Genomic DNA, 23,010 nt, shown 5'->3' with positions numbered 1-23,010 from the left:
GCGACGGTGTTCGTTCCGCAGAGCGTCTCGCGACGCCCTGCCGGAATCCGCTGACACGCGGATTCCGGTCGCGGGGCTCCTCCGGTCTCAGGGACCCAATGGTCCCCGCCCGCCGGCCGCGGTCAGGCTAGCGACGTGGAGCGTTCCGCAGAGTGTGCCGCCCGGATCGGGCCCTGCCTCTCCCCTGCTGGTCGAGTAGCCGGCCGCAGGGCGGCGTATCGAGACCCGCGTCCTCCCGGGTCGGGCCGTCCAGCGCCGGGACCGGCTGACGCAGGCCCCCCTACAGGGCGTTGATCGGGACGCTGCCGGTGCCGGGGGCGGCGGGCTCGCGGGGGCCGGTGTGCACGGTGCCGCGCGCGCGGTCGAGGGCGAGGCTGCCGATCGCGAGCAGGATTCCGGCGACAGTGAGCACGACGCCGACCCAGATCGGCGAGAGGTAGCCGAAGCCGGCGGCGATCGCGACTCCGCCCAGCGCGGCGCCGACCGAGTTGCCGATGTTCAGCGCCGAGTGGTTGAGGGCCGCGGCGATCGTCTGGCTGTCGCGGGCGACGTCCATCAGCCGGGTCTGGATCGCGGGCGAGGCGCCCGCCGAGAAGCCCGCGGCGAGGAACCCGAAGACGAGCAGGCCGACCGCCGTCGTGGCCGTCAGCGCCAAGCCGATGAGCGAGAAGGCCACTCCGACGAACAGCACGATCAAGGCGCGCGTCACGTTCCGATCGGCCGCCCAGCCGCCGACGAGGTTGCCGACGGTCATACCGAGGCCGATCACGACGAGCACCCACGGCACCGCACCGAGCGGGAGTCCGGTGATCTCGGTCGACAGCGGAGTGATGTAGCTGTACATCGCGAAGAGGCCGCCGAAGCCGATGGCACCGATCGCGAGCGTCCACCAGACCTGCAGTCGCCCGAACGCCTTGAGCTCGTTCCGCATGGTCGCGCGGGGATCGCCCGGTTGGTGCGGCACGAGCAGCTGGACGGCGACGACCGTCGCGGCGAAGATCGCGGCGACGACGAGGTACGCGGTGCGCCAGCCGGCGTTCTGCCCGATCCAGGTGATCGCGGGGACTCCGACGACGTTCGCGATCGTCAGCCCCGAGAGGACGAAGGCGACGCCCTTGCCGCGGCTGCCGGGACCCATGAGATCGGCGGCGACGAGCGACGCGATGCCGAAGTAGGCGCCGTGCGGCAGCGCGGCGACGAAGCGGGCGACGAGCACGAGCTCGAACGTCGGCAGGAGGGCCGAGGCGACGGTACCGAGCGTGAACGCGACCAGCAGGCCCAGGAGCAGGCGCTTGCGCGGCCAGCGGGCGGCCGCGGCGGCGATCGTGGGGGCCCCGACGACGACTCCGAGGGCGTACGCCGAGATGAGCATCCCGGCCTGCGAGTTGGCCAACTCGGTGTCGGTCGCCCAGACGCCGGGGAGCAGGTCGGCGGCGAGCTGCGGGAGCAGGCCCATCGCGACGAACTCGGTCGATCCGATGCCGAAACCGCCCATCGCAAGGGCGAGCAGGGCGAGGCGGGTCCGTCCGGGCGAGAGAGTCACCGCACCAGGGTACGCGGAATCCGGAGTCGATCGAAACGATTCGAGCGGGAGCGCTCTCCCGCTCGACTCACTCGCCGAGCGCGCGGTCGAGTCGCTCGATCTTCGCGTCGATCTCGCCCGAGTAGCCGGGGCGGATGTCGGCCTTCAGGACGAGCGAGACCCGCGAGCCGTACGCGCCGACAGCCTCCGTCGCCCGCTTGATCACGTCGAACACCTCGTCCCACTCGCCCTCGATCTCGGTGAACATCGAGGTCGTGCGATGGGGCAGTCCGGAGTCGCGGACGATGCGGACAGCGGCGGCGACCGCGTCGTGGACGGAGGCGTCGGGGCCTTCGCCACCGGAGGGAGCGACCGAGAACGCGACGAGCATGGGGACCTCCTGCTGTGCGGCCGCGAGTCGACCGCTCGTCCCCGAGCCTACGAGCCGTGCGGACTCAGCGGGCGACAGCCGTCTTCCGCACGATCCCGGACTGCAGCGCTCCGTCGGTGACGCGGGTCCCCGAGCGCCACAGCTCACGGACGACCCAGCCCAGCAGGACCAGCAGCAGGACGTTGCGCGCGGTGAGCACGAGCACCATCCACCAGTGCGAGTAGAGCAGGAAGAGGTAGAGGTACGGATAGACGAGCTGGGTGAGCGCGGCGATCATGAGCGTCAGCCGGGCACCCGTCCGGAAGGCGTCGCGGCTGACGACCAGGCCCGCGATCACGGGCGGGGCCAGCCAGACGACGTACTGCGGCGAGAGCACCTTGTTCACGTCGATGAACACGACGACGAACGCGAGCGCGAGGAGCGGGAACAGGCGCACGGCCGAGGCGCCGGACCGCAGCGCACGCAGCCCCAGCAGTGCGACGGCGAGCATGCACACGGCGAGCAGCGGCGTCATCAGGTCGGCGGCGGCACCGGTCGAGGGCCCGTGCATCTCGAAGGTGTTGATGTCAGCCGCGTACCAGACGTAGCTCCCCGACCCCGGGATCACCGAGAGCCACATCCACGGGGTGCTCACCACCGCCTCGATCTGGAGCCCCCGCGTCGTCTGATCGGAGACGAAGCTGAAGACGTGGTCCCCTCCTCCCGCGAGGACGACGGCGGCGACGATCACCGCGGACGCCGCGGCGGGCACGAGGATCCGGCGCACCCGACCGCGCAGCACGAGGACGGCGGCCGCGAGGATCGCCGCCGGCCAGACCTTCACCCAGGTGGCGATCGTGAGCAGCAGGGCGGAGACTCCGGGCCGGGTGGCGGCCCACAGCATCCCGGCGATCGCGGGAGGTGCCGTGAACGCGTCGATCCGCCCGACAGCGATCGGGCCCAGCAGCACGAGGAAGAGGAGCCACCAGCGCGCGGCGGCCAGCCGCGCGGGACGCCGACCGTGGACGAGGACGGCGAAGGCCGCCGCGTCGGCCAGCGCCACCAGCATCAGCCACACCAGGTCGTACCCGGCGGCGCCGAGCAGCCATGCGGCCGCGATCGGCGCCCAGGCGAGGATCGGGTACACCCAGCCGGTGTCGATCCCGGCGATGCCGCCGCCGTCGACGGCCGTCTGCATCCACTGCTTGTAGACGATGCTGACGTCGCCCATCGGCAGGCCCGGCGCGAAGAGCGCCAGCACCGAGAGGACGACGTGCACGAGGGCGAAGGCGCCCCAGAGCACCGTGGCGGAGTCGCGGTTCTCGCGCAGCCAGGCGGTCGGGCGGGCGGTCGCGCGGGGTCCTGGGGTCGTCACGGCGTCATCATAGAGCGGGCGTCGAACGGCATCCTGGCAGGCACCGACCGACGGCCGATCCTCAGTACCCGGCGAACGCGTCGGTGCGGATGCGCTTCGCGCCGGCGCCGCGCAGGGCAGCGCGGACGGAGTCGACGAACAGCGGAGAGCCCGAGACGAAACCGGTGCGGCGCGGGGCGTCCGGCACCAGAGCCGCGAGGGACTCGGCGGTGAGGCGTCCCGACACGTGGGTCCAGCCCTCGGGCAGCAGGTCCGGAGCGGTCGGTGCGACGAGCACGACCCGTGCGCCCGACTCCTCGAGCAGCTCGCGGTACGCGACGTCCTCGATCCGCGGGGCCGCGTAGACGACCACGACGTCGCGCGGCGGTCCGGCGGCGAGCGCGCGGAGCTGCGCGGCGAACGGGGTGATCCCGATGCCTCCGGCGACGAGGAGGAGGGGAACGGCGGAATCGGCCGGCAGCACGAAGTCCCCGCCGACACCCGTGGCGCGGACGACCGCCCCGGGCTCGAGGGACGCGAGGGCGCGCTTGAAGCTGCTCGCCTTCTCGGGCACCCGCATCGCGATCGCCAGTTCGGCGTCGCCGGGGGCGGAGGCGAGCGAGAAGGTGCGCCGGCTCCCCCGCGCATCGGAGCGGTGCGGCAGATCGAGCTCGAGCCACTGGCCCGCCTCGAAGTGCAGCGGTGTGCGCGAGTGGAACCGGTACTCCGTGATGCCCGGCGCGATCGTCTCCGCCGAGCGCAGCTCGAGCGGCAGCCGTCGGCGCTGGCGGTGCGCGAAGGCGAACGCGAGCGCGTTGCCGACGACGAGTCCGAGCTCCGGGCTCGAGTAGAGGATCCCGAGGTGGAACGGGACGCTCGTGATCAGCGCCGCGACGACGGCGACGACGAGCTGCTGGGAACGGCGCGGCGCGAGCGTCAGCGGCTCCGTGAGCATGAAGGCGGCGGCGAAGACGAACGGGTAGGCGGTGAGGACGGAGAGCGCGGCCGCAGTCGGCTCCTGCCCGCCGAGGACCGACTGCGTGATCGAGACGGCACCCGCGACCAGCACGAACACGAGGAAGATCGCCCAGCGCCGCACCCGCGCCACGATCACGAGCGCCGCCACCAGCACCCAGGGCCAGAGCGCGCCGGTCGGCAGCACCCAGGCGGCGGCCGTGAGCGAGCCGTCCAGCGGAGTGCCCTCGAGCAGACCCGCCGCGAGGGCGACGAGGAGGACGGCCACGGCGGCCGGGTTGAAGAGATGGCGGCCGCGCCAGGCGAGGACGTACTTCGACGCCGCGGCGATCGCGCCGACCAGCGCGACGACGAGCAGCGCTCTCGGCTCCGCGGTCGGGAAGAGGAGGAACGCGATGAGGAGGCCGGTGACCAGCGAGGACTCGAGGTGCGCCGGCGAGCGCACCGCCCGTGCGATCAGCCAGGTCGCGGCCGTCGTCGAGACCACGGCCACCACCGCCGTCGCGGCGATCTCGAGCGGCGTGAAGAAGATGCGACCGGCCGCGGAGTAGGCGAGGGCCACCAGGAGGAGCGCGGCGAGCGTCATCCAGACGAGGCGGTACATGGTGATGCGCCCGAGGGCGCGATCGAGGGTGCCGATCATCGGAAGACCTCTCCGGGGAAGCGGGGCGAGTGGTGGAGGGTGCCGTCGCTGAAGACGCGGACGAACTCGAAGTCGAAGCGCTCGGCGAGCGTCTCGGGCGCAGCGACGAAGAGGGCGGTGGCGAGGCCGTCGGCGAGCAGGGCGGAGTCGGCGACGGCCCAGGTGGCCACGACGGTGTCCACCGGCCGGCCGGTGCGTCCGTCGAGCACGTGGTGCAGGCCGTCGCCCCAGGCGCGGCGGTTGCTGGCGGAGGCGCACAGCGCGCGCTCGAGGGGAACGGCGACGCCGATCGCGCGAGCGGGATCGTAGGGGTGCTCGAGCGCGACGCGGAACGGGCCGGCCGCGCGGGCGCGGAGATCGCCTCCGGCGTCGACGACCGAGTGCTCGACACCGGCCCCGGCCAGCTCGTCGAGGACCAGGTCCACGAGGTGGCCCTTGCCCGCCGCTCCGACGTCGAGCACGACGGGAGCCGCCGTGTCGAGGCCGCGTCCACCGCGTGCGCGGGCGTCGGGCCACGACGGCGCAGCGGCGACGGGGCCGCGGGGCACGAGCGTGTAATCGGCGTCGTAGCCCAGCTGCTCGAGCGCGTCGCCCACGAAGGGGCTCACCGCTCCGCCCGTCAGCTCGTGCAGGTCGTCGTAGAGGGCGAAGAGCTCCTCCGCCTCCTCGGGGAAGACGTGCTCCCCCGGCTCGGCGCGCAGGCGCGCCGCTTCGGAGTCGGCCCGGAAGCGCGACCAGGTGCGGTCGTACCGGTCGACGACCGCGTCGACACGAGCGCGCACGCCCGCGTCGAGCGCGTCACCGGAGTCGATGCGCCAGACGGTGCCGATCGCGTCGAACCGCCAGACGTGCTCGAGCACGTGCCGGTCGTCAGGCCGCGGCATCGGCCTTGATCGTCTCCACGGCGTCGTTGAAGCCGCCGGAGGTGAGCGAGGAGCCCGAGACGACGCTCACGTCGAGCTCGTCGAGGGGCACGCCCACGACCTCGCCGGCGATGCCGCTCGCGAAGCGCTCCTGGTACTGCTCGCCGGTCGGGTTCTCGGACTGCGGGGTGACGGCGACGGCCGTGACGACGCCGCCCTCGAGCGTCAGCTCGACTCCGACGGTCTCGTTCCCGCCGGGCGAGGTGTAGGCGCCCTCGGCGTCGTAGGTGCCGTCGGCGTAGGCGCTGTCGCTCGTCGCCGCGTCGCCGGTCGCCGCCTCGGTCGAGGCTGTGGTGGGCTCGGCCGCGGCCGAGCTCGAGCCGGTCGTCTCCTCGGCGGAGTCGGTGCCGGCGGTGGCCGTGCTGGAGCAGGCGGCGAGGGCGGCGAGCGTGCCCGCTCCGGCCAGGAGGGTGAGGGCGTAGCGGACGGGAGTCGTGGTCTTCGCGGTCATGTCTGTTCTCCTGAGTGGGGTGCGGACGCGGCTGTGGGTCCCGACCTTAGGGGCGGGACGTGTGGGGATCCGATGAAGCGGCCGTGGGGCTGCGGTGATGCGGCCGCGTCGCGCGCTTCTCCCGGGACAACGACGGGGCGGCGGGATCGGTTCAGCCGTCCGGATCATTGCCCGGCTGTCCTTCTCGCGGGGACAGCCCGGCGCGTCACTTCAGGAGGCTCGCGACGACGCGCGGGAGGTGCTCGGCGATGTCGAGGGCCGCGATCGGCCCTCCTCCCGATGCGCTGCCGCCCGCTCGGGCGTGCAGGACGGCCGCGGCCGCTGCGGTGGAGGCGAGCTCGCGGTCGCTGAGGGCCGCCCCTCTCGCCTCGGCATCGGCCGAGCGTCCTGCGAGCAGTGCGCCCAGCACTCCGCCGAGGACGTCGCCGCTGCCGGCCGTCGCGAGCCAGGGAGTGGATCCGCTCACCTCGAGCGCGACGTCGCCCGAGACCACGTGCGTCGTGCTGCCCTTCAGCAGTACGCAGACCCCGAACCGCTCGGCGGCGCGGCGCGCCCAGTGCCCCGGATCCGCGGCGATCGTCGCGGCGTCGACGTCGACTCCGGCCCGCTGGAGCATCCCGGAGAGCTCGCGGAAGTGCGGAGTGATGATCACCGGTCCGGCGACCTCGTCGACCAGGTCCAGCGCGCCCGCGTCGAGCACGACCGGCACCCCCGAGTGCAGCTGGTCGAGCAGCACGCGCCGCTCCTGCTCGGACCGGTCGTCGGCGCTGGTGCCCGACCCGACCAGCCAGGCCTGCACCCGTCCGACCGAGGTGACCACCTCGGGCCGCCGTGCGAGCACGAGCCCGGAGGGCCGCTCCGCCCCCAGGTACCGCACCATGCCGACCCCCGTCCGGACGGCCGCCTCCACCCCGAGCACCGCCGCCCCCGGATACCTCTCGGACCCGGTCGCGACCCCCAGCACCCCCCTGCTGTACTTGTCGTCCTCCGCCCGCGGCCGCCGCAGCACCCCCGCCGCCTCCGCCGCCCCGAACTCCCGACTCGCACTCATCCCCCCACCCTAGGTCGCCCCCTCCCGCCCCCGGCAGCCCCGCCAGCACGCCTCGTCCGCGCTCGTGCGCCCCGCGCACGGCACACTCCCCGGCTCGTGCGCGCAGCGCACGGCCCCACTCCGGCTCGTGCGCGCAGCGCACGGCCCAACTCCGGCTCGTGCGCGCAGTGCACGGCCCCTCGCCTCACCGGAGTTCTCCGCGGGGCGTGGGTGGTGCGATCGCAAGGCGGAGGAAGGAGCGATACCGGCGGTATCGCGACTGACGACAACGCCGCGAGCGCGCCGCCCACGCCCCGCGACTAGCGGCGGGTGGCGTCGTCTACTTCGCCGACCAGCTCCTCGATGATGTCCTCCAGGAACAGCACTCCTGTGGCCGTCCCCTGCTCGTCGAAGGACCGCGCGAGGTGCGCTCCGGTGCGGCGCATGATGGCGAGGGCGTCCTCGAGGTCGGTGGCTTCGAAGATGGAGGCGAGCTGGCGGATCCGCTTGGCCGGGATGGGCAGGCGGAATTTCGCTCCCTCGGTGTCCCCGTCGAGGTCGAGGACGTCCTTGAGGTGGATGTAGCCCTCGGGCGCTCCGTCGGTGCCGAGGACGACGTAGCGTGAGAAGCCGTGCTTGGCGACGGCGCGCTCGACGTCGGCCGGGGTGGCTCCGGCCGGGAGGCTGACGATCCCGTCGAGCGGGAGCGCGACGTCGTGCACCTTCTTCTCGGTGAACTCGAACGCGGCGAGGAGGGTGCTGGAATCGCGCAGCGTGCCCTCGCGGGTGGACTGGTCGACGATGGTCTGCACCTCCTCGAGGGTGAAGGTGCTGTTCGCCTCGTCCTTGGGCTCGACCCGGAAGAGCCGCAGCACGCCGTTCGAGATCGCGTTGAGGGCGACGATCAGGGGGCGGATCACCCGGGCGATGGCGACGAGCGGGGGCGCGAGGAGCAGCACCGCCTTGTCGGGCATCGAGAACGAGATGTTCTTGGGCACCATCTCGCCGAGCACGACGTGCAGGAACGACACGATCAGCAGGGTGATGACGAACGCGACGGTGCCGGTCAGCTCCTCCGGCAGGCCGACGGCGTGCAGGGGGATCTCGAGCAGGTGGTGGATCGCCGGCTCGGACACGTTGAGGATCAGCAGCGAGCAGACGGTGATGCCCAGCTGGGTGGTCGCCAGCATGAGCGTGGCGTGCTCCATCGCGGCGAGCGCGGTGATGGCGCTCCGGCGACCGCTCTCGGCGAGGGGCTCGATCTGGGAGCGGCGCGCGGAGATGACCGCGAACTCGGCTCCGACGAAGAAGGCGTTCGCGGCCAGCAGCACCACGAGCCACGCGATTCCGGCCCAGTCACTCATCGCCGGCCTCCTTGCGCGATCGGTGGGGTCTGCCCGCGTCGGCCAGGGGGTCCGGCAGCGTGTCCGGCTCGGCCTCGGGGTCGGGGGTGAAGCGGATGCGGTCGATGCGACGGCCGTCGAGGCGCTCGACGCGGAGGGATCCTCCGTCGACGGCCACCTCGTCTCCGGCGGCGGGGAGCCGGCCGAGCTCGCTCATGACGAAGCCGGCGACGGTCTCGTAGGGGCCCTCCTCCGGGATGTGCACGCCGACGCGGTCGCGGACCTCGTCGGGGCGGAGCATGCCGGGGAAGGTCGTGGAGCCGGGAAGCTTGACGACGTCGGGGCGGGAGCGGTCGTGCTCGTCCGCGACCTCGCCGACGAGCTCCTCGACGAGGTCCTCGAGCGTGGCGACGCCGGCCGTTCCTCCGTACTCGTCGACGACGACGGCGAGCTGGAAGCCGCGGCCCCGCAGCTCGGTCAGGAGCACGTCGAGCTTCATCGTCTCGGGGACCCGGAGCGGTTCGGAGCGCAGCGCCGTCACCGGCACCTCGGACCGCTTGCCGCGCGGCACCGCCACGGCCTGCTTCACGTGGACGACGCCGACGATGTCGTCGATGTCGTCGTCCGTGATCGGGAAGCGCGACAGCCCGGTCGTCCGGGCGAGGTCGAGCACGTCCTGCGCCGTGCTGGAGCGCTCGACCGTCGAGAGGCGCAGGCGCGGCGTCATGACGTCGCCCGCGCTGAGCGCCGAGAAGCGGAGCGTGCGCCCGAGCAGGTCTGCCGTGTCCTCCTCGAGGAGGCCGGCGCTGGCGGAGTGGCGGACGAGGCTCGAGAGCTCCTCGGCGCTGCGCGCGCCCGACAGCTCCTCCTTGGGCTCGATGCCCACGAGGCGCAGCAGCGCGTTGGCGCTGCCATTCAGCAGCGCCACGGCGGGGCGGAAGACGGTGGTGAACGCGGTCTGCAGCGGGACGACGAGCTTCGCCGTCGCCCGCGGCAGGGCCAGGGCGAAGTTCTTGGGCACGAGCTCGCCGAGGATCATCGACAGCAGGGTGGCGATCACGATGGCCACGACCGTCGCGATCGGCGCGACCGCCGCCTCCGGCACTCCGAGTCCCAGGAAGGGCTGCTCGAGCAGGGTCGAGAGCGCCGGCTCCATCGTGTAGCCGGTGAGCAGCGTGGTGAGCGTGATGCCCAGCTGCGCGCTCGAGAGGTGCGTCGAGGTGACCTTGAGGGCCGCGATCGTCATCCCGAGGCGGGTCTCGCCGCGATCGCGCCGCGCCTCGAGGTCGGCCCGGTCGAGGTTGACGAGCGCGAACTCGCTCGCGACGAAGACGCCGGTGCCCAGGGTGAGCAGGAGGCCGACGCCGAGCAGGATCCACTCAGTCCCCATCGCGGGCACCTCCGCTCGGGGCGGCGGGGATCAGGGCGTCGAGGAGCTCGAGGGACGCGGATCGGACGGGTCGGTCCGACGGCGGATGAGCAGAGGGAGGGTCGTCCATTGTGGCGTCGAGTCTATCCGGAGCACCGGGCCCCGCGGGGTGCACGAGGGCAGGTCAGAGCCACTTCTTCGCCTTGAACACGGCGTAGAGCCCCACGCCGAAGACGACCATCAGCCCGAGTGCCCACGGGTAGCCGAACTCCCAGTGCAGCTCGGGCATCTCGTCGAAGTTCATGCCGTAGACGCCCGCGATGAGCGTCGGCGCGAACAGGATCGCCGCCCACGACGAGATCTTCCGCACGACGTCGTTCTGCGCGAGCCCCGTCTCGGTCTGCCGGCGCGAGACCAGGGTCGAGTGCACGGTGAGCGCCTTGTCGAGGATCGCACGGAGGGCGTCGACGGCCTCCGTGACCCGGATCGTGTGGTCGAGCACGTCGCGGAGCGAGCGGTGCAGCTCCACGTGGTCCGGCGAGGCGGTCTCGGCGGGCGTCTCCTCGGCGAGCGCCCGGAGCAGCGCGGTCAGGGGTTGCACGGAGCGCTGGAAGTGGATGACCTCGCGCGAGAGCCGGTAGATGCGCTCCGAGAGCTTGTCGTCCGAGTCGGCTCCGAAGAGCTGGTCCTCGATCTCGTCCACGTCGCCCTGCACTCCCGCGACGACCGGGGCGTACTCGTCCACCACCTGATCGAGGATCGCGTACAGCACCGCCTCCGGACCTCGGGCCAGCAGCGCCGGGTCCTCCTCGAGCCGGCGGCGCACGCGGGCGAGGTCCGGGGAGTCGGCGTGCCGGATCGTGACGACGAAGTCCGGGCCCACGAACACGTGCAGCTCGCCGAACACGACCGCCTCGTCGGCGTCGAGGTACCGCGCCGGCCGCAGCACCACGAACAGCCCGTCGTCGTACCGCTCGAGCTTGGCCCTCTGGTGCCCGCTCAGCGCGTCCTCGACGGCGAGCGGATGCAGTCCGAACTCCTCGGCGACGGCCTCGACCTCCTCGCGGGTCGGCCGGTACAGGCCGATCCACGCCATGCCGTGCTCCTCCCGCATCAGCTCGAACGTGTCCTCGAGGGAGTCCGGGTTGCGGATGCGGTGGCCGCCGACGTACACGGCGTTGTCGACGATGGTCATGCGCTCGGTTCTAGCAGACGGGCGCCCGACTCCCGCTGACGGCCGGCGCACCGGCTCTCAGATCACCAGCTGACCGGCAGCGCCTTGCCCTCCTCGTAGCCCGAGGCCGACTGCAGCCCGACCACGGCGCGCTCGTGGAACTCGGCGACGCTGCGCGCCCCGGCGTAGGTGAAGGAGGAGCGGACGCCCGAGGTGATCATGTCGAGCAGATCCTCGAGCGAGGGCCGCAGGGGGTCGAGGTAGATCGTCGAAGACGAGATGCCCTCCGCGAAGAGGCGCTTGCGCGCGAGCTCGTACGCGTCGAGCCGCCCGAACCGCTCCTGCACGGCCTTCGCCGACGCCATGCCCCAGCTCTCCTTGTAGACGCGGCCGGCCGCGTCCGTCCGCAGCTCGCCCGGCGCCTCGATGGTGCCGGCGAACCAGGAGCCGACCATCACGGAGGAGGCGCCCGCCGCGAGGGCGAGTGCCACATCGCGGGGGTAGCGCACTCCCCCGTCCGCCCAGACGTGCGCGCCGAGCTCGCGTGCCCGCTCCGCCGTCTCGAGCACGGCCGAGAACTGCGGCCGGCCGACGGCGGTCATCATGCGGGTGGTGCACATGGCGCCGGGTCCGACGCCGACCTTGAGGATCGACGCGCCCGCCTCGACGAGGTCCTGCACCGCCTCCGCGGTCACGATGTTCCCCGCGGCGATCGGGACCCCGAGATCCAGTGCCGACACCGTCCGCAGCGCCCGCAGCATCGACTCCTGGTGCCCGTGGGCGGTGTCGAGCACGAGGACGTCGACACCGGCGGCGACGAGGGCGCGCGCCTTCGCGGCCACGTCGCCGTTGATGCCGACGGCGGCGGCGACGCGCAGCCTGCCGTCGGCGTCCAGCGCCGGGTCGTAGATCGTCGAGCGCAGCGCTCCGGTGCGCGAGAGCGTGCCGACCAGGGCTCCGTGGTGCAGCACCGGGGCGAAGTCGAGCCCCGCCTCGACCATGAGATCGAAGGCGGCGCGCCCGGTCGTGACGTCGTCGGCGTCGATCGACGGCGGGGCGTGGTGCACGAGGTCCCCGAGCAGCGCGTCGGGGAGCGCGGTCGCGAGCCGCGAGGCGGGCACGCAGCCCAGCACCGCACCGCCGGCGTCCTGCACCACGAAGCCGTGGCCCTCCACGGCGGGCAGGATCGCGAGCGCCTGCTCGACGGTCGTCGAGGGATCCGCGGTGAGCGCGCCGGAGAAGGCCACCGGCTGCTCCTTCACCCAGCGGATCGCCGCGTCGAGAGACTGCAGCGGCATGTCCTGCGGGAGGACGCCCAGACCGCCTCGCCGGGCGAGCGCCGCGGCGAGCCTCGGACCCGTCACCGAGTTCATGTTGGAGGAGACCAGAGGGATCGTCGCTCCGGTGCCGTCGCCCGGGGCGAGCGAGACGTCGAGCCTGCTCGTGACCGAGGATCGGCCGGGGACGAGGAACACGTCCGAGTAGGTGAGATCGCCTGAAGGGGTTCCGCCGGAGAAACGCATGCCTGGAACGCTACTCCGGCCCGCCCGCGGGGCCGGTGACCGAGATCCGGGCTAGGCTTGACGACCGGGACGGGACCAGGCGACGACGCCGGTGCTCACGGGCGAGGACGACGTTCTCGCGGTGTGGTGCAGGCGTCGAGGGATGCGCGGGCCCGTCCGGATGATCGAGGACGAATCAACGGAGAGAGTGGGCGATCGGCTGTGTCGAGCCAGTTGACCGGAGTGGGAACAGACCAGGGCGCGGAGGACTTCGGAGCCAACGAGTGGCTCGTGGAGGAGCTGTACGAGCAGTACAGCGCCGACAAGGCCTCCGTGGACGAGTCCTGGTGGCCGATCCTGGAGCGCTACGGTCAGCAGCTGGCGGCGAAGGCGCCGGCGGCTCCTCCCGCGCCGCAGCCTCCCGCCGAGAAGCCGGCCGCTGAGAAGCCGGCCTCTGAGAAGCCGGCCTCTGAGAAGCCGGCCGCCGCGGGTCCCTCGACCAGCGCGGGTGCCACGGTGACGCATCCCGTCACCGCGCCGCAGACCGGCGCCGCGCCCGCCTCGCGCACCACGTCCAAGGAGCCGAAGAAGGCTCCGATCCCGGCCGATGCACCGGTGGGCAAGCCCGCCGACGTCGACACGGAGGCGCAGGAGGAGGACGTCGTCACTCCGCTGCGCGGCATGGCGAAGAGCCTCGCGACCAACATGGACGCCAGCCTCACCATCCCGACGGCGACCAGCGTCCGCACGATCCCGGCGAAGCTGATGATCGACAACCGCATCGTCATCAACAACCACCTGCGCCGCACCCGCGGCGGCAAGGTCTCGTTCACGCACCTGATCGGCTGGGCGCTCATCCGCGCGCTCAAGGACTTCCCGAGCCAGAACGTCTACTACGACGAGCCCGGCGGCAAGCCCTCCGTGGTCGCCCCGGCGCACGTCAACCTCGGCATCGCGATCGACATGCCCAAGCCTGACGGCACCCGCGCCCTGCTCGTCCCGAGCATCAAGCGCGCCGACACCCTGAGCTTCACCGCCTACCTGTCGGCCTACGAGGACCTCGTCAAGCGCGCCCGCGGCAACAAGCTCGTCGCCGGCGACTTCGCCGGGACCACCCTGTCGCTGACCAACCCGGGCGGCATCGGCACGGTCCACTCCGTGCCCCGCCTGATGAAGGGCCAGGGCTGCATCATCGGCGCCGGCGCGCTGGAGTACCCGGCCGAGTTCCAGGGCTCGTCCGAGAAGACGCTCATCGAGCTGGGCATCGGCAAGACGATCACGCTCACCTCGACCTACGACCACCGCGTCATCCAGGGCGCGGGATCCGGCGAGTTCCTCAAGATCGTGCACGAGCTGCTGCTCGGCGGCCGCGGCTTCTACGAGGACATCTTCGCGGCGCTGCGCATCCCCTACGACCCGATCCACTGGTCGACCGACATCGCCGTCGACCTCGCCGAGCGCGTCTCGAAGACCTCGCGCGTGCAGGAGCTCATCAACTCGTTCCGCGTCCGCGGCCACCTCATGGCCGACGTCGACCCGCTCGAGTACGTGCAGCGCTCGCACCCCGACCTCGCCATCGAGAGCCACGGGCTCACCTTCTGGGACCTCGACCGCGAGTTCGTGACCGACGGCTTCGGCGGCAAGCGCCAGCTGAAGCTGCGCGACATCCTCGGCATCCTGCGCGACTCCTACTGCCGCACCGTCGGCGTCGAGTACATGCACATCCAGGACCCGGAGCAGCGGGCCTGGATGCAGCAGAAGCTCGAGCGCGGCTACGAGAAGCCCGGCCACGACGAGCAGCTGCGCATCCTCGGCCGCCTCAACGAGGCCGAGGCCTTCGAGACCTTCCTGCAGACGAAGTACGTCGGCCAGAAGCGCTTCTCGCTCGAGGGCGGGGAGTCGCTCATCGCGCTCCTGGACGCCGTGCTGCAGGGCGCGGCCGACGAGCAGCTCGACGAGGTCGCGATCGGCATGGCCCACCGCGGTCGCCTGAACGTACTGACGAACATCGCCGGCAAGACCTACGGTCAGATCTTCCGCGAGTTCGAGGGCACCCAGGACCCGAAGACCGTCCAGGGCTCGGGCGACGTGAAGTACCACCTGGGCACCGAGGGCGTCTTCCGCGGTGCCGGCGGCGAGGAGATCCCCGTCTACCTGGCGGCGAACCCCTCCCACCTCGAGGCCGTCAACGGCGTGCTCGAGGGCATCGTCCGCGCCAAGCAGGACCGCAAGCCCATCGGCACCTTCACCACCCTCCCGATCCTCGTCCACGGCGACGCGGCGATGGCGGGTCAGGGCGTGGTCGTCGAGACCCTGCAGATGTCCCAGCTGCGGGCGTACCGCACCGGCGGCACCATCCACATCAACATCAACAACCAGGTCGGCTTCACCACGCCTCCCCACGAGGCGCGGACCTCGGTCTACTCGACCGACGGCGCGAAGACCATCCAGGCACCGATCTTCCATGTGAACGGGGACGACCCCGAGGCCGTCGTGCACGTCGGGCAGCTCGCCTTCGAGTACCGCCAGCGGTTCCACCGCGACGTGGTCATCGACCTGATCTGCTACCGCCGCCGCGGGCACAACGAGGGCGACGACCCCTCGATGACCCAGCCGCTGATGTACAGCCTCATCGAGGCCAAGCGCTCGGTTCGCAAGCTCTACACCGAGGCGCTCGTCGGCCGCGGCGACATCAGCCAGGAGGAGTACGACCGCTCGCACCAGGACTTCCAGGACCGCCTCGAGCGCGCGTTCGCCGAGACGCACGCCGCGCAGACCGGAGCGATCCCGGTGATCTCGCCGGACGGCGACTCCGTGGCCGACCTCGAGCTGCCGGACGCGCAGCAGGGCGGCGACTACCCGGGCGAGCCCGAGAGCACCGGCGTGAAGGAGGAGGTCGTCCGCCTGATCGGCGACGCCTTCAACAACCCGCCCGAGGGCTTCACGGTGCACCCCAAGCTGCAGCAGCTCCTCGCGAAGCGCCAGGAGATGAGCCGCTCGGGCTCCATCGACTGGGCGTTCGGCGAGCTGCTCGCGCTGGGCTCCCTGCTGATCGAGGACACCCCGGTGCGCCTCGTCGGACAGGACACCCGTCGCGGCACCTTCGTGCAGCGTCACGCCGTCCTGCACGACCGCGGCAACGGCCAGGAGTGGCTGCCGCTGATGAACCTGTCGGAGCAGCAGGCGCGGCTCTGGATCTACGACTCCCTGCTGTCGGAGTACGCGGCGATGGCCTTCGAGTACGGGTACTCCGTCGAGCGACCCGACTCGCTCGTGCTCTGGGAGGCGCAGTTCGGCGACTTCGCCAACGGCGCGCAGATCGTCATCGACGAGTTCATCTCCTCCGCCGAGCAGAAGTGGGGCCAGCGCTCGTCGCTCGTGCTCCTGCTGCCGCACGGCTACGAGGGCCAGGGCCCGGACCACTCCTCCGCCCGCATCGAGCGCTACCTGCAGATGTGCGCCGAGCAGAACATGACGGTCGCCCGCCCGTCGACTCCGGCGTCGTACTTCCACCTCCTGCGCCGTCAGGCGTACTCGCGTCCGCGCCGACCGCTCATCGTCTTCACCCCGAAGGCCATGCTGCGACTGCGCGGTGCGTCGAGCCCGGTCGAGGACTTCACCGCCGGCCGGTTCGAGCCCGTGCTCGACGACGCCCGCATCCAGGACGCGTCGGCCGTGAAGCGCGTGCTGCTGCACGCCGGCAAGGTCCACTACGACCTCAAGGCCGAGCTCGAGAAGAAGCCCGACGACGGCATCGCCCTCGTGCGCCTCGAGCAGTACTACCCGGCGCCGATCGAGGGGCTGCGTGCGATCGCCGAGCGCTACCCGGACGCGGAGTTCGTCTGGGTGCAGGACGAGCCCGAGAACCAGGGCGCCTGGCCGTTCATTGCGCTCGAGGTCGCTCCGCAGCTCGGACGGCCGATCCGGGTCGTCTCGCGCCCGTCCGCTGCGTCGCCCGCGGCGGGCTCGGCCAAGCGGCACGCCTCCGAGCAGGCCGACCTGCTGGCGCGGGCCCTCACCCGGTGATCCCCGGCTCGTGAAACGACGTTCGGCTCGTCAGAACCCGGGGTTCTGACGAGCCGAACGTGTTCCTGCGAGCCGGAGCGGAGCCGGAGGCGCCTGCGCGGGCCGGACGCGAGCGCGTCGACCCGAGCGCGCGAGCTAGGCGCTGACTGTCTCCGTCGAGTGCGACGCCTGCGCCTCGCGCAGCATGCCGAGCACCTGGGCGCGGAGGTCCTCCGGCGCCGTCTCCTTGCACGCGCGCTGCACCGCGACGGTCAGCACGACGCCGACCTTCGCCTCACCGGAGCAGTCGGGGCAGTTCGCCATGTGCTCGCGGATGTCGGCGGCGTCCTCCTTGCACAGCTCGTTGTGCAGGAACTCCTCGAGTTCCGCCTTCGCCTTGGTGCAACCGCAGTCGGTCATTTCGTGCTCCCGGAAGTGAAAGCGGCGCGGAACCCGCGCTCGCGTGCGTAGTCGGTGAGTCGTTCGCGCAGCATGCGGCGGCCGCGGTGCAGCCGGCTCATGACGGTCCCGACGGGGGTCTTCATGATGTCCGCGATCTCCTGGTAGGAGAATCCTTCGACATCGGCGAAATACACGGCGAGCCGGAAGTCCTCCGGGATCGCCTGCAGGGCCTCCTTGACGGCGGTGTCGGGGAGGTGGTCGATCGCCTCGGCCTCGGCCGAGCGGCTGGACGTGGCGGTCGTCGACTCCGCGCCGCCCAGCTGCCAGTCCTCGAGCTCGTCGATGGCGCTCTGATAGGGCTCGCGCTGCTTCTTGCGGTACGAGTTGATGAACGTGTTGGTGAGGATCCGGTAGAGCCACGCCTTGAGGTTCGTGCCCTGCTCGAACTGCCGGAACGCACCGAACGCCTTCGCGAACGTCTCCTGGACGAGGTCCTGGGCGTCGGCGGGGTTCTTCGTCATCCGCAGACCCGCCGCGTACAGCTGGTCGATGAAGGGCAGCGCCTGCTGCTCGAAGAGCGCGCGGAGGTCGACGGGCGCGTCGGGCTCGACGGTCGCGGCGTCGTCGAGGGACTCCTCGACGGTCTCCTCGATCGTCTGCTCCGCCTCGTCGGGCGCCGGCGCCTCGGCGGCGGTGCGGGGGCGTGTGGTGTCGTCGCGTGTCATCACAAGCGATCCTAAGCCGCGCAGGCCCGCGGGCACCGGGATGGACGCCGCGCCCGGGAGGCGCACGGGACGCTCGAGGACCGCTTCCGCTGATGCTGACGCCATGCTCCGCCTCCGTTCCTCCGCTGCCGACTATCCTGATAACCGATGGTCTTCTCGCGTTATTCCGCTCCCGAGTTCGATCCGTACGGCGACGCCCGCGCGCTCCCCGGAGAGGACGACTGGTCCGCGCCCACGGCGGCCGGGCCGCTCGACGCGTTCGTCGAGCTCCCCGGCTCGAAGTCGCTGACGAACCGCGAGCTCGTGCTCTCGGCGCTGGCGTCGTCCCCGTCGACCCTGCGCGCTCCGCTGCACTCGCGCGACAGCGCTCTGATGATCGAGGCGCTCCGGTCGCTCGGCACCGGCGTCCGCGAGTCGGGCGCCACCGGCGCGTTCGGCGCCGACCTCGTGGTCGAGCCCGCGGAGGAGCTGCTCGGCTCCACGACGATCGACTGCGGACTCGCGGGCACGGTCATGCGCTTCGTGCCGCCGATCGCGGGTCTCGCCCTGGGCCCGACCACCTTCGACGGCGACGCCTACGCCTACAAGCGCCCGATGGGCGCGACCATCGCGTCGCTCCGCTCGCTCGGCGTCGACGTGGCCGACGACGGACGGGGCTCCCTCCCCTTCACGGTGCACGGCTCGGGATCCGTCCGCGGCGGCGCGGTCACCGTCGACGCCTCCCGTTCGAGCCAGTTCGTGTCGGCGCTCCTGCTCACCGGCGCCCGCTTCGACGAGGGCCTGCACCTGCGCCACGTCGGAGAGCGGCTCCCCAGCCAGCCGCACATCGACATGACGATCGCCTCCCTCGCGGCCCGCGGCGTCGTCGTCGGCACCCCCGCTCCCGGTGAGTGGACCGTCCAGCACCAGGAGATCTCCGGCGCCGACGTCCTGCTCGAGCCCGACCTCTCGAACGCCGCGCCGTTCCTCGCCGCCGCTCTCGTCACCGGCGGCCGCGTGCGCCTGCGCAACTGGCCCGAGACCACGACGCAGGTCGGCGCACACCTCGAGCGCTTCCTCCCCCTCTTCGGCGCGAGCGTCGAGCGCGACGGCGGCGACCTCGTCGTCACCGGCGGCGACGAGATCCTCGGCGTCGACCTCGACCTGTCGGAGGGGGGCGAGCTCGCTCCGGCGCTGGCCGCCCTGGCCGCGCTCGCGTCGACTCCGAGCACGCTCACCGGGATCGGCCACATCCGCCACCACGAGACCGATCGCCTCGCCGCCCTCGCGGCCGAGATCACAGGTCTCGGCGGCTCCGTCACCGAGCTCGAGGACGGCCTGCGGATCGAGCCCGCGACGCTGCACGGCGGTCGCTGGCGCACCTACTCCGACCACCGCATGGCGCACGCCGGGGCCATCATCGCCCTCGCCGTCCCCGGAGTGGTCATCGAGGACATCGCGACGACGTCCAAGACCCTCCCGCAGTTCCCCGAGCTGTGGCGCGCACTGGCGGGGTCGGTCTAGCCGTGTCCTGGTGGACCGACAGCGGTTTGGACGCCGACGGCGTCCTCGACGACTTCGACGGCTACGACGAGTCGGACGCCCGGGTCCGGCCGAACCCCAAGGGCACCAAGCCGCGCACCAAGAACCGGCCCAGCTACGAGGACGCCGAGATCGCGATGGTCCTCGGGGTCGACCGCGGCCGCTACACCGTGATGATCGGCGACGGCACTCCCGAGGAGCACGAGTTCACCGCGGCCCGCGCCCGCGAGCTGCGTCGCCAGGCGATCGTCGCCGGCGATCGGGTCGACGTGGTCGGCGACACGACGGGTGACGAGGGCACGCTCGCCCGCATCGTCCGGATCCGCGACCGCTCGACGCTGCTGCGCCGCAGCGCCGACGACACCGACGCCATCGAGCGCGTGATCGTCGCGAACGCCGACCAGATGCTCTGCGTCGTGGCCGCCGCCGACCCCGAGCCGCGCACGCGTCTCGTCGACCGCTACCTCGTGGCCGCGTTCGACGCGGGCATCACGCCGATGCTCTGCATCACCAAGACCGATCTCGCCGATCCCGGGCCGTTCCTGAAGAACTTCGAGGGCCTGGACCTGCGCGTGTTCCTCTCGAGCCAGGACGAGCCCCCGGTCGACGAGATCGCCGAAGCGCTGCTCGGGCACGAGACCGTCGTCGTGGGCCACTCCGGAGTCGGCAAGTCGACCCTCGTGAACAAGCTGGTGCCCGACGCGCACCGCGCCACCGGCCACGTGAACACGGTCACCGGCCGGGGGCGCCACACCTCCTCCTCCACCGTCTCGCTGCGCGTCGAGCGCGACGACCGGCACGGCTGGGTCATCGACACCCCTGGAGTCCGCTCGTTCGGCCTGGGCCACGTGAACACCGACAACATCCTCGGAGCGTTCACCACCCTCGCCGTCCTCGCGGAGGACTGCCCGCGCGGCTGCACCCACCTCCCCGACTCCCCCGACTGCGCGATCGTCGAAGCCGTCGAGAAGGGCCTGCTCGGCGCGAGCGGCCCCGAGCGCCTCGACTCGCTGCAGCGACTCCTGACCACCTTCGCCCCGACCGACGGAAGCAGACGATGACGAGCACCGCCCTCCCCCCGATCCCCGCCGACGAGAGGCTCGCCGCGGGCGACACCGCTCCGGACTTCACCCTGCCGGACCAGGACGGGACGCCCGTCGCTCTGGCCTCGTACCGCGGCACGCGCGTGATCGTCTTCTTCTACCCGCAGGCCGACACCCCCGGCTGCACGACCGAGGCCTGCGACTTCCGCGACAGCGTGTCGTCGCTCCGCTCGCAGGGCTACGAGATCCTCGGAGTCTCGCGCGACACCCCGGAGGCGCTGCGCCGCTGGGCGGACGAGCAGCACCTCGACTACCCGCTGCTGAGCGATCCCGACATGGCCGTGCACCGCGCCTACGGCGTCTGGGGCGAGAAGAACTCCTACGGGAAGACGATCGTCGGCGTGCTGCGCTCGACGTTCGTCGTGGGCGCCGAGGGCGAGCTGGAGTTCGCGCAGTACAACGTCCGCGCCACCGGCCACGTGCAGGCGCTGCGCAAGAAGCTCGAGCTCGCCTGAGCGGGGCTCAGAAGCCCTCGTTGGAGCGCGGGGCGTAGTCGGCGCCGAGGGCGCTCAGCTCCTCGGCGCTCAGCTCGAGGTCGACCGAGGCCACTGCGTCGTCGAGGTGGTGCATCTTCGTCGCTCCGACGATCGGGGCGGTCACGGCCTGCTGCTGCCGCACCCAGGCGAGGGCGATCTGCGCGCGGGACACTCCGCGCTCCTCGGCGAGGCGCGCGACCGTCGCCGCGGTCCGCCGGTCGGAGTCCTCCTGCTGGTGGTAGAGCGTCTTGCCGTAGAGGTCGGTCTCGGTACGTCCCGTCGTCTCGTCCCAGTCGCGGGTGAGGCGGCCGCGCGCGAGCGGCGACCACGGGATCACTCCGACGCCCTGATCGAGGCAGAAGGGGTGCAGCTCGCGCTCGTCCTCGCGCTGGATCAGGTTGTACTGGTCCTGCATCGACACGAAGCGCGTCCAGCCGCCGAGATCGGCCGTGTACTGCGCCTTCGCGAACTGCCACGCCCACATGCTCGACGCTCCGATGTAACGTGCCTTGCCGGAGCGCACGACGTCGTGGAGCGTCTCCATCGTCTCCTCGATCGGCGTCTCGGGGTCCCAGCGGTGGATCTGGTAGAGGTCGACGTAGTCCGTGCCGAGTCGGCGGAGACTGTCGTCGATAGCGCTGAGGATGTGGCGGCGCGAGAGCCCGCCGCCGTTGGGGCCGGGGCGCATGCGGCCGTGCACCTTGGTCGCGATGACGACCTCCTCGCGGACCGCGAAGTCGGCCAGCGCGCGACCCACGATCTCCTCGCTCGTACCGTCGGAGTAGACGTCGGCGGTGTCGAACGTGGTGATGCCCAACTCGAGCGCGCGGCGCAGGAACGGCCGGGACTCCTCCTCCCCCATGCTCCACGCGTGAGCGCCCCGCTCGGAGACGCCGTAGCTCATGCAGCCGAGGACGACGGCCGAGACCTGGAGGCCGCTGGAGCCGAGACGGGTGTGATGCATGGTGAGGCCTTCGCGTCGAGAGCAGGGACTCCCCAGCCTGGCAGCCGTGCCCGGGAAGGCGCTAGACGGCCTCGCGCCGGGTCGCCGCCACGACGCTCGGGAGGAAGATCGTGACCGCGGCGACGAGGGCCGGGCCCAGGAGCGCCCAGCCGATGTCCGGGACGGCGTACTGGCCTTGGAACGCGCCGAGTGCGACGGCCATCTGCACGAGCTGCAGAGTCAGCGCGGAACCGCGCATCCAGCTCCGGCGCCGGATCGCCCCGAGCGTGGTCGCGGCGGCCCAGCCGAGGGCGATGAGCCCCAGCACCACGATCGCGATGCCGCCGCCCGGAGTGTCGGAGCGCGTGGTCAGCAGCTCGACCAGCAGCCACCCCGCGAGCACGGCCAGGGCCAGGGTCTCGAGGGCCAGGATCGCGATGAGGAGGAGCAGCCCGAGGGGGTGCCGCGCGCTCTTCGGGCCGGTCGGAGGCGTGTTCGCGTCGATCATCACAGCCACATCCCATCCTGGACTCTTGATTCGGGTGAGCCACCATGAGAGGCTACTTGAGTTCGTTTCACCGCTCACAGGGTCGTGGGTTTCCGCAGATGTGAACAACCCGATCCTGTCGAGCCGCGAGGCCCGATCGCGACACGGGTGAGCTCGTCCGGATGAAACGGGCGTCACCCCGTCCACCACCCCGAACCGCCTTGCGCAGCCGCGTGAGGCCTCGTGGCGTGCGCCGGTGAGTGCGCCCTGATCCTCCGCCTCCGAACTCGATCATCGGCGTGACTCGATCATCTCACCCGAACACTGCGTGGTTCCTCCACGCACGCCTTCACACAAGGAGCACCTGCATGGACTGGCGCGACAAGGCCGCTTGCCTCACCGCTGACCCCGAGCTTTTCTTCCCCGTCGGGAACACCGGGCCCGCCGTCGACCAGATCGAGAAGGCCAAGTCGGTGTGCGCCCGCTGCACCGTCACCGAGGTCTGCCTCCAGTACGCCCTCGAGACCGGCCAGGACTCGGGCGTGTGGGGCGGACTCAGCGAGGACGAGCGCCGCGCACTCAAGCGCCGCGCCGCCCGCGCCCGCCGCGCCTCCTAGACGCACCGGCCGCACCGCGGCCCGCAGTTCCCGACCCCCGCTCGCCTCCCGGCGACGGGGGTCGTCCTGTTCCCG

The 23,010-nt window shown here is 71.9% G+C and carries 20 protein-coding genes; 5 read left to right on the top strand and 15 right to left on the bottom strand.

Annotated elements, in window-relative coordinates; genetic code table 11:
• Window positions 1-280: 280 nt before the first annotated feature.
• From ASF48_RS06740 to ASF48_RS06690, 11 genes are all read right to left on the bottom strand, one after another.
• Complete coding sequence (locus ASF48_RS06740) at window positions 281-1,495, bottom strand: MFS transporter (protein WP_055789083.1); 1,215 nt, start codon at window positions 1,493-1,495, stop codon at window positions 281-283.
• A 115-nt stretch (window positions 1,496-1,610) separates the two neighbouring features.
• Window positions 1,611-1,913, bottom strand: coding sequence for a thiamine-binding protein (locus tag ASF48_RS06735; protein ID WP_055788280.1), 303 nt, complete (start codon window positions 1,911-1,913; stop codon window positions 1,611-1,613).
• A 64-nt stretch (window positions 1,914-1,977) separates the two neighbouring features.
• The gene (locus tag ASF48_RS06730; RefSeq protein ID WP_055788276.1) at window positions 1,978-3,267 is read right to left on the bottom strand and encodes a glycosyltransferase 87 family protein; all 1,290 of its coding nucleotides are present in this window, start codon (window positions 3,265-3,267) and stop codon (window positions 1,978-1,980) included.
• A 61-nt stretch (window positions 3,268-3,328) separates the two neighbouring features.
• Window positions 3,329-4,864, bottom strand: a complete 1,536-nt coding sequence (locus ASF48_RS06725) for an FAD-dependent oxidoreductase (RefSeq protein WP_055788273.1) — start codon at window positions 4,862-4,864, stop codon at window positions 3,329-3,331.
• Entirely contained in the window at window positions 4,861-5,748 is an 888-nt protein-coding gene (locus tag ASF48_RS06720; RefSeq protein WP_055788270.1) for an FAD:protein FMN transferase, read from the bottom strand. The genes ASF48_RS06725 and ASF48_RS06720 overlap by 4 nt, the downstream gene beginning before the upstream one ends.
• Window positions 5,735-6,238, bottom strand: coding sequence for an FMN-binding protein (locus tag ASF48_RS06715; protein ID WP_055788267.1), 504 nt, complete (start codon window positions 6,236-6,238; stop codon window positions 5,735-5,737). Before ASF48_RS06715 ends, ASF48_RS06720 begins: the two co-directional genes overlap by 14 nt.
• 205 nt (window positions 6,239-6,443) lie before the next feature.
• Window positions 6,444-7,289 (bottom strand): ADP-dependent NAD(P)H-hydrate dehydratase, encoded by an 846-nt coding sequence (locus tag ASF48_RS06710; RefSeq protein WP_055788264.1) that lies wholly within the window; start codon window positions 7,287-7,289, stop codon window positions 6,444-6,446.
• Between the two features lie 299 nt (window positions 7,290-7,588).
• Window positions 7,589-8,632, bottom strand: a complete 1,044-nt coding sequence (locus tag ASF48_RS06705; RefSeq protein ID WP_055788261.1) for a hemolysin family protein — start codon at window positions 8,630-8,632, stop codon at window positions 7,589-7,591.
• Window positions 8,625-10,001 (bottom strand): hemolysin family protein, encoded by a 1,377-nt coding sequence (locus ASF48_RS06700; protein WP_082481032.1) that lies wholly within the window; start codon window positions 9,999-10,001, stop codon window positions 8,625-8,627. Before ASF48_RS06700 ends, ASF48_RS06705 begins: the two co-directional genes overlap by 8 nt.
• A gap of 163 nt (window positions 10,002-10,164) precedes the next feature.
• Complete coding sequence (gene corA, locus ASF48_RS06695) at window positions 10,165-11,175, bottom strand: magnesium/cobalt transporter CorA (RefSeq protein WP_055788258.1); 1,011 nt, start codon at window positions 11,173-11,175, stop codon at window positions 10,165-10,167.
• Window positions 11,176-11,237: 62 nt separating this feature from the next.
• Window positions 11,238-12,677, bottom strand: coding sequence for a GuaB1 family IMP dehydrogenase-related protein (locus tag ASF48_RS06690; protein WP_055788254.1), 1,440 nt, complete (start codon window positions 12,675-12,677; stop codon window positions 11,238-11,240).
• 201 nt (window positions 12,678-12,878) lie between these two features.
• Here ASF48_RS06690 and ASF48_RS06685 point away from each other — a divergent pair, with 201 nt between their 5' ends.
• Window positions 12,879-16,682 (top strand): multifunctional oxoglutarate decarboxylase/oxoglutarate dehydrogenase thiamine pyrophosphate-binding subunit/dihydrolipoyllysine-residue succinyltransferase subunit, encoded by a 3,804-nt coding sequence (locus ASF48_RS06685; protein WP_082481030.1) that lies wholly within the window; start codon window positions 12,879-12,881, stop codon window positions 16,680-16,682.
• A gap of 135 nt (window positions 16,683-16,817) precedes the next feature.
• Here the strand turns inward: ASF48_RS06685 and ASF48_RS06680 are convergent, their stop codons facing one another.
• Together ASF48_RS06680 and ASF48_RS06675 are read right to left on the bottom strand one after the other, a co-directional pair.
• Window positions 16,818-17,081, bottom strand: coding sequence for a zf-HC2 domain-containing protein (locus ASF48_RS06680; protein WP_055788251.1), 264 nt, complete (start codon window positions 17,079-17,081; stop codon window positions 16,818-16,820).
• Complete coding sequence (locus ASF48_RS06675) at window positions 17,078-17,788, bottom strand: sigma-70 family RNA polymerase sigma factor (protein WP_082481029.1); 711 nt, start codon at window positions 17,786-17,788, stop codon at window positions 17,078-17,080. Before ASF48_RS06675 ends, ASF48_RS06680 begins: the two co-directional genes overlap by 4 nt.
• 147 nt (window positions 17,789-17,935) lie before the next feature.
• Between ASF48_RS06675 and aroA the strand changes: the two genes are divergently transcribed.
• From aroA to bcp, 3 genes are read left to right on the top strand one after another with little or no spacing between them, the layout of a single operon-like run.
• Complete coding sequence (gene aroA, locus ASF48_RS06670; protein ID WP_055788248.1) at window positions 17,936-19,291, top strand: 3-phosphoshikimate 1-carboxyvinyltransferase; 1,356 nt, start codon at window positions 17,936-17,938, stop codon at window positions 19,289-19,291.
• 2 nt (window positions 19,292-19,293) lie between these two features.
• Window positions 19,294-20,370, top strand: a complete 1,077-nt coding sequence (gene rsgA, locus ASF48_RS06665) for a ribosome small subunit-dependent GTPase A (protein ID WP_082481028.1) — start codon at window positions 19,294-19,296, stop codon at window positions 20,368-20,370.
• Entirely contained in the window at window positions 20,367-20,867 is a 501-nt protein-coding gene (gene bcp / locus ASF48_RS06660) for a thioredoxin-dependent thiol peroxidase (RefSeq protein ID WP_055788242.1), read from the top strand. The genes rsgA and bcp overlap by 4 nt, the downstream gene beginning before the upstream one ends.
• Before the next feature lie 7 nt (window positions 20,868-20,874).
• Here the strand turns inward: bcp and ASF48_RS06655 are convergent, their stop codons facing one another.
• Together ASF48_RS06655 and ASF48_RS06650 are read right to left on the bottom strand one after the other, a co-directional pair.
• A complete protein-coding gene (locus tag ASF48_RS06655) occupies window positions 20,875-21,852 on the bottom strand; it encodes an aldo/keto reductase (RefSeq protein ID WP_055788238.1) in 978 nt (325 codons plus the stop codon).
• A gap of 61 nt (window positions 21,853-21,913) precedes the next feature.
• Window positions 21,914-22,348 (bottom strand): hypothetical protein, encoded by a 435-nt coding sequence (locus ASF48_RS06650; RefSeq protein WP_442965559.1) that lies wholly within the window; start codon window positions 22,346-22,348, stop codon window positions 21,914-21,916.
• A 338-nt stretch (window positions 22,349-22,686) separates the two neighbouring features.
• Here ASF48_RS06650 and ASF48_RS06645 point away from each other — a divergent pair, with 338 nt between their 5' ends.
• Complete coding sequence (locus ASF48_RS06645) at window positions 22,687-22,935, top strand: WhiB family transcriptional regulator (RefSeq protein ID WP_055788231.1); 249 nt, start codon at window positions 22,687-22,689, stop codon at window positions 22,933-22,935.
• The last annotated feature ends 75 nt before the right edge of the window (window positions 22,936-23,010 follow it).

Source organism: Rathayibacter sp. Leaf299, assembly GCF_001423055.1.
Lineage (GTDB): Bacteria > Actinomycetota > Actinomycetes > Actinomycetales > Microbacteriaceae > Rathayibacter > Rathayibacter caricis.
Note: the sequence above shows the minus strand (reverse complement) of the source record. Positions and strands in the feature narration are given on the sequence as shown.